We start from the raw sequence: 11,812 nt of genomic DNA on the forward strand, positions 1-11,812 counted from the left end.
TCTTCAGCGCAGCAATATTTCAGACTGACGTTATTTTTTGTAACAACGCTTGTGCTTTTGCCAGAGAGTAGCCATTATGATATTCAATACGTCGTTTAGTCACTGAAGTTTTTTATGCCTTTGCTAAATTTGTTCATTGCGCTTTTTTATCTGAGTCTGTTGTTAACAACAGAAGCAGGTCATGCGCATGACCAAAGATTATCGCCATTGGCTGACAGTCAGTTTCAAGCACTAACACAACAAACTCCAACCTATAATTATGCGGTCACCAACGCCGAGCCAGAACCGGATGAAGCGGAAGTTGCCAGCACTATTGCGCAAGTACTCAGCATTATTAATTTGCCAGTTGTCGTTTCTGGTTATGCTGCGCCTTGGTTAGCATTCACGAGTAGCCCAGATACCGCTCGCGCTCCCCCCGCTTTACTCCACATCTGATTTTAATAGTTTATTTCTGTTATTAATTCGGCGCGGCCTCTGCGTGCCTCTATGTGTGAGTATTTATCATGAAAAAATTAGCCTTATTTAATTTAGAAAACGTCGATCATTTAATGCAACCAGCCGACTTCGCCCAAGCGACGCTGCAATCACCTGCCACCAGCGTATTTACTGACTTTAAACACAGCGAGCCGACCATCATTGCCGGTGATACCACTGCTGCTGATGCATTTCTGATGATGCAACAAGAACGCAGCCCGTTAAAACTGGTGGTGGATGATCGCAATGAACTGACTGGCTTGATCCATATTGAGCAGTTATCTGAACAAGCCATTATGCGTCAGGTAATTTTAGGTGCAGATCGGCGTGAGTTAAAAATTCGCGATTTAATGCGGCCACGAGATCGCATCAAGGCCTTGGCGTATCAACAGCTGCAAAACTGCACCATTGCCGATATTATCAATACGCTGCAATCTAGCGGGGAACAATATTGCGTGGTGGTTGACCGTGACCAACATCATATTCGTGGTTTGATCCATGCTCAAGATTTAGCACGCCGCTTAAAAATGCCAGTGGCTATCCGCCAACAACCGACCTTTTTAAGTATTTTCGATAGTTTATACGCTTAACCTTTCAGGTATGCGGGCTGCTGTGTTTCTCCGAGCAAGGTGGCCCGCTTTTTTATTGCAACACGGTGCTAGCAGTCGTTAAACTAACGACATGCCAGTATCTCCCCGAATTCAACGCCAATATTATCGTAACGGCCCACCGCATCGCAGTGGCGCTGATGTTAGCTTTGCCGATCTCGTAGCCATATTTGGTTTTAACAGTATCCATATCGGCCGCTGGGTTACCGCGGCAGAGCAACAGCTCGCTGCCAACTTATTCTTTGATGCCTTTTGTGATTTACAGCAAATACTGCAAGTTCCTGCTGAAGTCATTTCATTAAAAGGAAGTTTGGCACTGACGTTTGGCATTGGTGGCCAACCCGGTGTGGCCGCTTTTTATCAACCACAAGGCCGTATCTTGGCACTGGCTAAAAATGCCGGTGGTGGCAGTTTAGCCCATGAGTGGTTTCATGCTTTTGATCATTTCGTTGCGGCAAAAAGCTTTAGCGTGGCCGCGCCAACAGGGCGCTTTGCCAGTCGTATGTGGCTAGATAACCTCCCCTTAAAAGTGCATCCATTAACCCTGTTGCTTGAAGAGGCCTTTCAGTTACTGTACCTCAGCCCAGACAAACAAAACCCTAGCGCGTTTTTTCAACATTGCCATCAATTGGATCAAGCCCGGCAACGTGCTTATTTGGCTTTGCCAGAAGAAATGGCCGCTCGTGCTTTTGAAACAGTGCTGCAAAGCCAGCCACTTAAGAACAGTTTTTTGGTGTCTGGTACGCAGAAAAGTGCTGCAGCGAAGCTTGGTATTTATCCAGATGCCACTTTAACCGCAGCATTAAGCCATTACTGGCTCAGTTACTTTAAACAACTTGGCGCCAGCTTAATTGGGCTTAGCTTCTAACCAGCGATTGCCACCCTGCCGCTTTGCTTGATACATCGCTTGGTCTGCTGTGGCCATCAGCTGTTCGGTGTTGGCGCCGCAGCTAGGATACAAAGCCACCCCAATACTACTGGTGACATGAATCGCATGCTGTTTAAACAAGATAGGTTTCGCTAAAGCAAGCCGTATTTGCTCAGCAATAGCGAACACCACGTTGTACTCATCTAACTTTGATAACAAGATAACAAATTCATCGCCACCAAAACGCGCCACCGTATCGCTATGCCGAATACAGCGTTGAATACGTTTTGCCACTTCCTGCAACACGCTATCACCCGCCGCATGACCTAATTGATCATTGATGGGTTTGAAATTGTCTAAGTCGAGATAGAACAAGGCTAAACAGCCATTATGTCGAGGCAATGCCGCTAAAGCTTGTTGGCAGCGATCTTTAAACAGTTCGCGTTTAGGGAGCTGGGTTAGCTCATCGTATAAAGCACTGTAATGTAAACGCGACAATAATTCTTTTCGCTCGATAGCGATAGCAATATGCTGACCAATAAAGTCAATCAGTTCACTATCGGCAAAACCGGTGGCCCCAGGCGCTGTTGGCAGTTGTACCGCTAGCACACCTAATGTTTTAGCCGACGCTTTTAACCGCACCCCTAACCAACCCTGCTGATCGGGTACTAATTGCTGATGCGGTGCAGTGCTTTGTTGCAGCACGCCACAACAAAATTGTTCAGCACCTGCCTGCTGAGCTGCGTTTGTTTGCTCTAAATTTATGTAGGGTAGGTACAATTCAGCGGCGTTGGCACCTCGGGCAATAACAATACTGCGTAAAGGCATCAGACTGGCAATAATGTGTTGCAACTGTTGATAGAGCGCGGACAGATCATCTGCCGTAAAAGCGGCTTCTGAAATAGCATACATAGCCGCTTGCCGCGCTTCAGTCTGTTTTAATTGGGTGATATCACGCGCTACAGCCACTCGCTGTTGTTTGTCACCAGACCAACGCGCCGACCATAACAGATAGACCACTTGACCATCTTTACGAATATAACGGTTTTCAAAGTCGATAACGACTTGGCCTTGGTTAATAGCTTGCGCTGCGTCTAGGGTTTTTTGCCGATCATCAGGATGAATAAAGTTGAACATTGACTTTCCAAGCATTTCCTCTGGCTTATAACCAAAAATACGCTCGGCGCCCTGACTTAAAAACTCAAAACATCCATGCTGATCAACAGCACAAACCGCATCGAGTAATAAATCGATGTAGTGACTTAACGCAGTGTACAAAGGAGAAGTCATAACCGCTCATAAAACAATCTATAATCGGTAATTAGCCTAACACAATTCCGTTTAATCTTAAGATTAAAGTCGATGCTAAAAACAAAAATAGTTAAGCCCTATACCCTTAAAAATTCAAGCTAGGTTAACTGCTGAATTAACTGCTGACAATTACGCCAAACCAACGCGTAAATAGTCAGTTGCGGATTAACCCCCAAACTGCTGGGTAAAATAGAGCCATCAAATATTGACAGGTTTTCCAGTTGAAAATGTCGGCCAAAACTATCAACTACCCCATCCTGCTCTTTTGCGCTCATATTACATCCTCCCATCACATGGGCGGATACCACGGTTTGTTTCAGTGGTTTTAACGCTAAATTGTGAATAGCTTGCCGCGCCTCTGTCCAGCTACGATAAGCTTGCGCGTCATGGTGGATAGGCAAAACCTGTTTGGCACCGGCGGCGAATTGTAACTCGGCCATCGATAACAACGCCTTGCGCATCCCCTGCCATAGGTAATCACTGATCGGGTAATCCAGCAATGGCTGATCAAATTGATCTAATTGAACGTGCCCTCCTTGGCTATCAGGGTGAAAGCCGTCGCGTAACAACGCAATGGTGACTTGAAGATGGTCAAATTGCTGCATTAATTGCGCATGCTGCTCGGCGAAACCCGTTAACTTCGTTGCCATTAAAACCGGATGTACGGGCGGCACTTCTAGTTTATAACCGATGTGTTCTTTATCTTGTGGCCAAACAAACTGATCAGAATAAATAGATTGCGGCGCGCCTTGATGACCGGCAATACGCTCGTCAAATATGGCACCCGAAATGACACTCGGATGTAAATAAGTATGCTTACCCAACCGTTTCGAAGGATCGGGTACCTTCGAGCGAAGTAACAACGCCGGTGAACCTATGGCCCCCGCCGCAACAATATAATGCTTGGCACTGATCGTGACGTTAATGCCTTTTTGCGGCTGAAAATAAGCATTAACCGGCAATGCACTGAGACTGTGTATTTTGTTTCCTTGCCAGTTTAATTGCCTTACCGACAAACGAGAGAGTAATGTTGCCCCTTGCGCCAGCGCTGCAGGAATAGTGCTAACCAACATCGATTGTTTGGCGTTTATCGGGCAACCAAAACCACAATAGCCAAGATTCGCGCAACCATTCACATTTCGACTAATGACACCAGAGTGCCAACCTAATGCCTTGCAACCTCGCTGCAACTGCTGGTTGTTCGCATTTGGTGCCAGCGACCAAGGCTGCATATTTAAACGCTGTTCCGCTAAAACAAAAAACGGCGTTAAACTTTGCTCAGCCTGAAAAGCTAAACCAAACTGCTGCTGCCAGTAATCTAGGGTGGCTGCTGGCGTACGAAATGACGATGTCCAATTGACTGTGGTTGATCCTCCCACCGTACGACCTTGTAAAATACTGATCGCTTGGTCACGCGTTTTACGAGCCGCACCTTCTTGATAAAGCTGCGGATAAGCCCAGCGCTCTTCCATGACAAAATCTTCACGCTGATACCATGCGCCCTCCTCCACTAACAACACCTTAAAACCGGCTGCGGTAAGTTGCTCGGCGGCAATGCCGCCCCCTGCACCGGAGCCGATAATCACTACATCTGCACTATAATGCTGATCGTGCGTTAAAGTACTGGCATCAATATGTTTCACTGTCATTAGCGAAGTCTCAGGGCTTGATATGGCAGCGCGGCCCAATGCTCGGGTTGACCATAGTAAGCGCCATATAGCAGCTCTCTTAGTCCATGATAAGCTTGCTGTAACAATTGCAAGTAACTATCACGCCAAGCCGCTAGCAGGCTCAAACGTTGTGGCAAAGATAAACTTGTTAAATGGCTAAGATGCCCAGTTAAACCCAGCTGAGTTAGGCGCTGGGCAAGCAGATTAAACAACTGATGTAATTCTTGTTGCTGGCGTAACGGCAAGAAAGGGATGAAATCGGCAATGGCTGTTTTAGTGCGTATCAGCTCCGCTTCTGCTAAAGTCGCAGCTGTGGGTAAGGCTCCCAATAATAAAGCCGGTAATAACGCTGATAGCACAAGATCTCGGTTAGCATGGTTTGGGGTAAAGCTTTGCTGCCAACCCCAAACGCCAATTCCTAGGCTTGATGCAGCAGCAATAGCGATACCGGATAAAATAAATTGTCTTCGTTGCATAGTGCTGCACCTAAATATCATTAATGATTCATTGTTTACCAGGATACCGCCTTTTGCAAGCTCAGATCAGACCAGTTTATACCAGCAGCTTTAAAGCACCGTGGTGGCTAAAGCATGCTCACCTGCAAACCATTTTCGCCAAGTACTTGAGCCCAAAAGCTCGGCTCAGTAGCCAAGCAGAATTATTGACCCTCAGTGATGGCGATGAACTGCAATTAAATTGGACAGAATTACCCAAGGCGACGGATACGCGGCCTTTAGTGGTGCTCTTACACGGTTTAGCGGGCAATATCGATAGCCATTATATTCAAGGCTTACTCACAGAACTAAAACAGCGCAATTGGCCTGCCGTGTTAATGCATTTTCGTGGCTGCCATGGCCAACCTAATAAATTGCCACGCGCTTATCATAGTGGTGATACCGGTGACTTTGCCGAGGTCATAGCGCAAATACAGCAACGCTTTCCGCTAATGCCGATCAGCGCTGTCGGCTTTTCGCTCGGCGCCAATGTGTTAGTCAAATATTGTGGTGAGCAAGGTGGGGCGAATTTACTTAAAGCTGCGGTGGCCATTTGCCCGCCCTTAGAATTAGCAGCCAGCGCCAAACGGATCAATAGTGGCAGCAGCAAGGTGTACCAACGCTATTTATTAAGCCGTTTAAAAGCCAGTACCCAGCAGAAACTGGCGTCTCATGCTAACTTTCCCTTACCGCTAACCCTTGAGCAAATTCGCAGTTTTAGCAGCATTGAACAGTTTGATCAGCATTATACTGCACCAATACATGGTTTTCGTGATGCACAAGATTATTATCAAAAAGCCAGTGGTAAAGCGTTCTTGCGGCATATTCAAATTCCCACCTTGGTGATCCATGCACATGACGATCCTTTTTTAAGTGATGCCGTTATCCCTAAACCAACAGACTTAAGCGCCAGTGTACACTACGAACTGAGCCAACATGGTGGACATGTTGGCTTTGTGACGGGTAGCAACCCGTTTAAACCGGTATTCTGGCTTAACCAGCGGATCCCCGCCTTCATTAAGCAGCAACTTAGTCTATGATTATTTCTTATACCGATATCGACCCCACCACGTTAGATAACTTAATTGAAAGCTTTGTGCTGCGCGAAGGCACCGATTACGGTGAGCAAGAAGTGTCCTTAGCAGCCAAGGTGCAAGCTATCCGGCGGCAACTAAAAACAGGCGAAGTTTTGATTGTCTATTCTGAGTTAGACGAAACAGTCAACCTGATGTCTAAGCAACATTTTATGCAACAACAAGCTGCTGACGGCTCAATGTAGAACCTAGCCGATACCGCAATAAAGGAGCGATAAACAATTATGTGGGAATATAAAATTATTGATTCTGCCAACGCTGGAAAAACTGGCTTTCTTAGAGGACGAACGGTAGAGCAAGCTGAAGCTTACTTAAATGCATTAGGTGAAGAAGGTTGGGAGATTATCGATATCGACTTTCAAATGGATCCCACGATGCCCGGCGGCCCAACGCATTTTCACGGTATTGCCAAGCGCGCGAAGTCATAATCGTCTTCTGCCATTCCCAATGGCAGCAACGGTGACATAGCACCAACTTTGCATCAAGGTGATTAATATGACAAAGAAAGCCGCGATGGCTAGCGCAATACCCACCAGAACCTGCGGCTTACAAAGCAAAAAGCCAACCTCACGAGGCTGGCTTTTTTAATAACGCGCAATAATTACAACTGAGGGCCAGCAGCAACTAAGGCTTTACCTTCGGCATTATCAGTGAACTTTTCAAAGTTCTTTACAAAACGGCTGGCCAGATCTTGAGCTTTCACTTCCCAATCAGCCGCATTGGCATACGTCATGCGCGGATCCAAAATACCATCTTCAACATCGTGCAAATGTTTTGGCATGGCTAAATTAAAGTATGGCAATTGCACAAACTCTGCGTTCTCGATACTGCCATCTAGAATAGCGTCGATAATAGCTCGCGTCGCTTTAATCGAAATGCGCTTGCCTGAACCATTCCAACCGGTATTCACTAAATAAGCTTCAGCGCCTGATGCTGCCATCCGCTTACCTAATACTTCCGCATATTGCGTTGGGTGTAGGCTTAAGAAAGCCGCACCAAAACAGCTAGAGAAGGTTGGTGTTGGCTCAGTAATCCCACGCTCGGTGCCTGCCAGTTTCGCCGTAAAACCAGACAAGAAGTGGTACTTCGCTTGTTCTTTGGTTAATTTTGATACCGGTGGTAACACACCAAAGGCATCCGCCGTTAAGAAAATGACTTTTTTCGCATGACCCGCTTTGGATACAGGGGTCACGATATTATCGATATGATAAATCGGATAAGAGACACGCGTGTTTTCGGTTTTAGAACCATCGTTGTAATCAATCTTACCGTCAGCTGAGACCGTAACGTTTTCTAACAAGGCATCACGACGGATAGCATTAAAGATATCAGGTTCATTCTCTTTCGACAGGTTGATCGTTTTCGCGTAACAGCCGCCTTCAAAGTTAAATACACCAGCGTCATCCCAACCGTGTTCATCGTCACCAATTAATTGACGTTTTGGATCAGTTGATAACGTTGTTTTACCCGTGCCTGATAACCCGAAGAAGACAGCAACATCGCCTGCCGCGCCCACGTTGGCCGAACAGTGCATCGAAGCGATACCTTGCAGCGGTAAAAAGTAGTTCATCATAGAGAACATACCTTTTTTCATTTCGCCGCCGTACCATGTGCCACCAATTAACTGAATACGCTCAGTTAAGTTAAAAGCCACAAAGTTTTCTGAATTTAAGCCATGTTTCTGCCAATCAGGATTAGTACATTTCGCGCCATTCATCACAATAAAATCAGGCTTGTACGTCACTAACTCAGCGTCTGTTGGGCGAATAAACATGTTTTTAACGAAATGCGCTTGCCACGCCACTTCAGTGATAAAACGAACGGCTAAGCGAGTATCGGCATTCGCACCACAGTAGGTATCAACAACAAATAAACGCTTACCTGATAATTGCTTGGTGACCAGCGCTTTTAAGTCGGTCCATACTTCAGTGCTAATAGGCTTGTTGTCATTTTTACCTTGATCAGACCACCAAACCGTATCGCGTGTAGTGTCATCTCGAACGATGTATTTATCTTTAGGAGAACGACCAGTAAAAATTCCCGTATCAACTGATACGGCGCCTGACTCTGTGAGTTTACCTTTTTCATACCCAGTTAAATCACTACGTGTTTCTTCCGCGAATAGTAAATCATATGAAGGGTTGTAAATGACTTCCGCGACATCCGTGATGCCGTATTGGCCCAGATCCAGATCGGACATGTTGTTGACTCCTAGGGTACTGTAGGTAAAGGTGCGTCTCTAGCGGACTATTTAAATTTTGTTGCGTTTTGAACAAACGGCTGAAATTTGTTCAAAAAACACCTGATAAGCATAGCGTTTTTCAAACATAAAAGATAGAGATTATTGACAAGCAATCGGGCTGTAAGCCAATAACAGCAAGGGCTGCAGCCTGTTGCTTACTTACAGGATTTGGTAATTTAATTACAGGATCCGCGTAGTACTTTTTGCGCGGATTAAGTCTGACCAAGGAGCCGCAGCTTGACCTATCACCATAAAATCCGGATTGGCCAGTGTTTCACGCTGATTGTAACTCAGCGGTGCAAATTGACTGTCGAGGATTTTACCACCGGCCTCTTCAACGATGACATGCACCGCGCCCGTATCCCATTCACCGGTTGGTCCTAACCGTAAATAACAATCGGCTTTTCCTTCAGCAACCAAACAGCTTTTTAAAGAGCAGCTACCTAGCGGGATATACTCGACCTGTTGTGTCACACTGAGCAAATCAATTATCGGTTGTCGTGGTTGGCGTCGACTTACCGCAATACGCAGCTGTTCACCGGCTTGATGTTGATGTACAGCGATGCGTTTAATTAAGTTTGCCTGCTGCTTAAAAGCACCATTGCCGCGCGTTGCATAATAAATAACGTCTTCTTTTGGCCAGTAAATCACCCCTAGCGCTGGCCAGCCGTGTTCTACTAAAGCGATGCTCACGGCAAAATCGCCACTACGAGCCACAAATTCTTGCGTACCGTCCATAGGATCAATTAACCAATAACGTGGCCAATCAGAACGCTGCGCTAAAGGAACCAGATGTGTTTCTTCTGAGATGATCGGGATATCGGGCGTTAAGGCCGATAGTTGTGCAATGATATGGGCATTAGCCGCCAAATCAGCGGTGGTGACCGGACTGCTGTCACTTTTTTGTTGTTCGGTAAAATTACCAGTTTGGTACATTTCCCACAAAATAGCGCCCGCTTCACGGGCTGTCGTTTTTACAGGTTCCAGCAGTTTGCTTAAAAACATCCGGATTCGCTTCCAAATACTGTTGTGCCAGCAACAAAGCAGCTACGCTGCGTGCTTCGGTAAAATCGGCCTGTTGCAGCAATAAATCCGTTTGCTGACGTGACCAGCTCACTAGCTCCAGTGGCTCTGGCTCATCGCCAGCCAGACGCTCCACATATAAATCGAAGGCTAATACTATGTGCATTGTAGCATTAAAATAGCCTGGGGCTAAAGCCAGAGATTTTAATTGCACGAAGCGCTTCGCGCCAAAACCAATCTCTTCTTTGAGTTCACGATTAGCCGCTGTTACCACGTCTTCACCAGGATCAATCAAGCCTTTGGGAAAACCAAGTTGATAGTCATGGGTGCCTGCTGAGTATTCACGGACCAGATAAAAGTTATTGGGATCAGGGCAAGCAATAATCATTACTGCACCACGATTACTTCCACGCATTCTTTCGTAAGTGCGTTCTACGCCATTGCTAAACCGTAACTCTAATTGTTCAATTTTAAACAATCGACTTTGAGCGACAATTTCCTGCGCAAGAATTTCTGGTTTTTGTTTGTCGCTGTTACGCTGCGTCATACTGGGCTCTCTGGTAAACTTAACATCAGACACTACTATAAAACGATTAATAGGAAAAACCTATGCTGCAATGGTCAGAAATCGACACCGTCTTGCTCGATATGGATGGCACCCTGCTCGATTTGCACTTTGATAACTACTTTTGGCAACAGCATTTACCCCTGCGCTGGGCTGAAATTAGCGGTATCAGCCCTCAGCAAGCGGCGGCTGAATTGGCAGAAGAATACCAACGTTTGCAAGGTAAACTAGAATGGTACTGCCTCGACTATTGGGGCAAAAGACTGCAATTACCGATCACCGAATTAAAGCGTGAAATTATCAATAAAATCCAAATGCGCGCAGATGTGCCGGCTTTTCTCACTGCCCTAAAAGCCACCGGGCGACATATTGTGCTGGTGACTAATGCGCATCCTGACAGCTTGTCTTTAAAGCTCGAACGCACTGATCTTGCTAACTACATTGAAGAGTTAATCTCGACACATGAGTTTAGCGTAACGAAAGAAAGCCAACTGCTCTGGCAAAAACTGCAACAACGGTTAGGTTTTGATGTTAATCGAACCTTATTCGTCGATGACAGCTTAGTCATTTTACAAGCCGCAGAGCAGTTTGGTATTAAGCATCTATTGGCGGTGGCTAACCCAGACAGTCAAAAACCGCATAATAACTTCAGTGACTATGCTGCGGTTACCGATTACCACCAACTGCTACCGGCTATTTATGAGAGCCGCCATCAAAAGTTTAATGAATAACGGCCATTCGCATCCGGCTGCCCGACAAAGCGCATCGCTTGATGCACCTCTTCGGGTAAGTCGGCCGACGGTTTTAGGCTGCCCTGTACCGTCAAACGACCACTTGGCTTGATACTCGCGCGAATATCTAAAGAAAGCACGTTATTGGCATCGGTTACCAGCACCGGCAGATCCTGCTCACAGCTGAGATCAGCATGCAATTGCTGTAAATCTAGCCATTGCCCTGTTGGCGGTTGTAACTTGGCATCAAGCCATGACGCTTGGCCCTGCAATTGCTGACACGCACCTTGTTTTAAATTAAGTTGGTCTATTTGCAACAGCAAATTCCCCGTCGCTTGCACGGGTAGCGGTAATTGCAACATCGGCACCACGGTTGCCACAGGCATTTTAAATAAGGATTGCTGCAATTGCATCCCGCTAAAACCTGCAATCAAAGTGCCTTGCATGTAAGGCTGTTGCTCTTGCTGCACACTGCCGGCTTGAAAGCTAACTTTGGCTCGCAGCGTGAATAATGACCATGGCGCGAGTTGCCATTCTAATGTCGGCAACACGAGGTTTTGATAAGCGATACCTTGTACTTCGCCGCGCCATAATGTGCCAGTAACCGTGCCTAGCTGCACATTAGCCGGTAAGGGCACTAAGCGTAACCACCAACTGGCTGGCGTTAGAACTAACATAAAAACACTATAAGCCAGCAAACAAACTAAAACATACTTCCAATATTTTTTCATA

At 46.2% G+C, this 11,812-nt stretch carries 14 protein-coding genes; 7 read left to right on the plus strand and 7 right to left on the minus strand.

The annotated features are described in order from the left end of the window. The first annotated feature begins 159 nt into the window (after positions 1-159). The 3 genes from ORJ01_RS13905 to ORJ01_RS13915 all read left to right on the plus strand — a co-directional run bounded on the left by ORJ01_RS13905 (position 160) and on the right by ORJ01_RS13915 (position 1,950). Positions 160-435 (plus strand): hypothetical protein, encoded by a 276-nt coding sequence (locus tag ORJ01_RS13905; RefSeq protein ID WP_236130366.1) that lies wholly within the window; start codon positions 160-162, stop codon positions 433-435. A 68-nt stretch (positions 436-503) separates the two neighbouring features. Next, complete coding sequence (locus tag ORJ01_RS13910; RefSeq protein WP_226751298.1) at positions 504-1,064, plus strand: CBS domain-containing protein; 561 nt, start codon at positions 504-506, stop codon at positions 1,062-1,064. Positions 1,065-1,155: 91 nt separating this feature from the next. Next, positions 1,156-1,950 (plus strand): CLCA_X family protein, encoded by a 795-nt coding sequence (locus ORJ01_RS13915; RefSeq protein ID WP_306178562.1) that lies wholly within the window; start codon positions 1,156-1,158, stop codon positions 1,948-1,950. Here ORJ01_RS13915 and ORJ01_RS13920 read toward each other — a convergent pair. The 3 genes from ORJ01_RS13920 to ORJ01_RS13930 form a co-directional block, all read right to left on the minus strand. Beyond that, positions 1,930-3,240, minus strand: a complete 1,311-nt coding sequence (locus ORJ01_RS13920; protein WP_306178563.1) for a GGDEF domain-containing protein — start codon at positions 3,238-3,240, stop codon at positions 1,930-1,932. The two genes, ORJ01_RS13915 and ORJ01_RS13920, sit on opposite strands and share 21 nt — an antisense overlap. Positions 3,241-3,359: 119 nt before the next feature. After that, positions 3,360-4,910 carry a GMC family oxidoreductase gene (locus ORJ01_RS13925; protein ID WP_306178564.1) on the minus strand — a complete coding sequence of 517 codons (1,551 nt, stop codon included), beginning with the start codon at positions 4,908-4,910 and terminating at the stop codon, positions 3,360-3,362. Continuing rightward, entirely contained in the window at positions 4,910-5,407 is a 498-nt protein-coding gene (locus ORJ01_RS13930; RefSeq protein WP_306178565.1) for a hypothetical protein, read from the minus strand. Before ORJ01_RS13930 ends, ORJ01_RS13925 begins: the two co-directional genes overlap by 1 nt. A 53-nt stretch (positions 5,408-5,460) precedes the next feature. Between ORJ01_RS13930 and ORJ01_RS13935 the strand changes: the two genes are divergently transcribed. From ORJ01_RS13935 to ORJ01_RS13945, 3 genes are read left to right on the plus strand one after another with little or no spacing between them, the layout of a single operon-like run. After that, on the plus strand, positions 5,461-6,465 hold the full coding sequence (locus ORJ01_RS13935) for a hydrolase (protein WP_306178566.1): 1,005 nt from the start codon (positions 5,461-5,463) through the stop codon (positions 6,463-6,465). Then, a complete protein-coding gene (locus ORJ01_RS13940; RefSeq protein ID WP_306178567.1) occupies positions 6,462-6,704 on the plus strand; it encodes a YheU family protein in 243 nt (80 codons plus the stop codon). Before ORJ01_RS13935 ends, ORJ01_RS13940 begins: the two co-directional genes overlap by 4 nt. Positions 6,705-6,743: 39 nt before the next feature. Continuing rightward, positions 6,744-6,947, plus strand: a complete 204-nt coding sequence (locus tag ORJ01_RS13945) for a DUF4177 domain-containing protein (protein ID WP_229586004.1) — start codon at positions 6,744-6,746, stop codon at positions 6,945-6,947. A 173-nt stretch (positions 6,948-7,120) separates the two neighbouring features. Here ORJ01_RS13945 and pckA read toward each other — a convergent pair whose 3' ends face one another. The 3 genes from pckA to nudE form a co-directional block, all read right to left on the minus strand. Continuing rightward, positions 7,121-8,719 (minus strand): phosphoenolpyruvate carboxykinase (ATP), encoded by a 1,599-nt coding sequence (gene pckA / locus ORJ01_RS13950; protein ID WP_226751306.1) that lies wholly within the window; start codon positions 8,717-8,719, stop codon positions 7,121-7,123. A 222-nt stretch (positions 8,720-8,941) separates the two neighbouring features. Next, entirely contained in the window at positions 8,942-9,766 is an 825-nt protein-coding gene (gene cysQ, locus ORJ01_RS13955) for a 3'(2'),5'-bisphosphate nucleotidase CysQ (protein ID WP_306178568.1), read from the minus strand. After that, positions 9,720-10,331 (minus strand): ADP compounds hydrolase NudE, encoded by a 612-nt coding sequence (nudE, locus tag ORJ01_RS13960; RefSeq protein WP_226751308.1) that lies wholly within the window; start codon positions 10,329-10,331, stop codon positions 9,720-9,722. Before nudE ends, cysQ begins: the two co-directional genes overlap by 47 nt. Positions 10,332-10,393: 62 nt before the next feature. On the opposite strand from nudE, the gene yrfG reads away from it, so the two are divergent. Then, positions 10,394-11,080 carry a GMP/IMP nucleotidase gene (gene yrfG, locus ORJ01_RS13965; RefSeq protein ID WP_226751309.1) on the plus strand — a complete coding sequence of 229 codons (687 nt, stop codon included), beginning with the start codon at positions 10,394-10,396 and terminating at the stop codon, positions 11,078-11,080. Here the strand turns inward: yrfG and ORJ01_RS13970 are convergent. Further along, on the minus strand, positions 11,062-11,757 hold the full coding sequence (locus ORJ01_RS13970) for a type II secretion system protein N (RefSeq protein ID WP_306178569.1): 696 nt from the start codon (positions 11,755-11,757) through the stop codon (positions 11,062-11,064). The genes yrfG and ORJ01_RS13970 overlap by 19 nt on opposite strands. Positions 11,758-11,812 lie beyond the last annotated feature (55 nt).

Source organism: Alishewanella sp. SMS8 (genome assembly GCF_030737935.1).
GTDB lineage: Bacteria > Pseudomonadota > Gammaproteobacteria > Enterobacterales > Alteromonadaceae > Alishewanella > Alishewanella maricola.

What these genes read in the sequence shown, in the direction of transcription:
- ORJ01_RS13940 (WP_306178567.1), top strand. Translation starts at nt 6,462, where the DNA reads ATGATTATTTCTTATACCGATATCGACCCCACCACGTTAGATAACTTA.
- ORJ01_RS13910 (WP_226751298.1), top strand. Translation starts at nt 504, where the DNA reads ATGAAAAAATTAGCCTTATTTAATTTAGAAAACGTCGATCATTTAATG.
- ORJ01_RS13930 (WP_306178565.1), bottom strand. Translation starts at nt 5,407, where the DNA reads ATGCAACGAAGACAATTTATTTTATCCGGTATCGCTATTGCTGCTGCA.
- pckA (WP_226751306.1), bottom strand. Translation starts at nt 8,719, where the DNA reads ATGTCCGATCTGGATCTGGGCCAATACGGCATCACGGATGTCGCGGAA.
- yrfG (WP_226751309.1), top strand. Translation starts at nt 10,394, where the DNA reads ATGCTGCAATGGTCAGAAATCGACACCGTCTTGCTCGATATGGATGGC.
- nudE (WP_226751308.1), bottom strand. Translation starts at nt 10,331, where the DNA reads ATGACGCAGCGTAACAGCGACAAACAAAAACCAGAAATTCTTGCGCAG.
- ORJ01_RS13970 (WP_306178569.1), bottom strand. Translation starts at nt 11,757, where the DNA reads ATGTTAGTTCTAACGCCAGCCAGTTGGTGGTTACGCTTAGTGCCCTTA.
- ORJ01_RS13915 (WP_306178562.1), top strand. Translation starts at nt 1,156, where the DNA reads ATGCCAGTATCTCCCCGAATTCAACGCCAATATTATCGTAACGGCCCA.
- ORJ01_RS13920 (WP_306178563.1), bottom strand. Translation starts at nt 3,240, where the DNA reads ATGACTTCTCCTTTGTACACTGCGTTAAGTCACTACATCGATTTATTA.
- cysQ (WP_306178568.1), bottom strand. Translation starts at nt 9,766, where the DNA reads ATGTTTTTAAGCAAACTGCTGGAACCTGTAAAAACGACAGCCCGTGAA.
- ORJ01_RS13925 (WP_306178564.1), bottom strand. Translation starts at nt 4,910, where the DNA reads ATGACAGTGAAACATATTGATGCCAGTACTTTAACGCACGATCAGCAT.
- ORJ01_RS13945 (WP_229586004.1), top strand. Translation starts at nt 6,744, where the DNA reads ATGTGGGAATATAAAATTATTGATTCTGCCAACGCTGGAAAAACTGGC.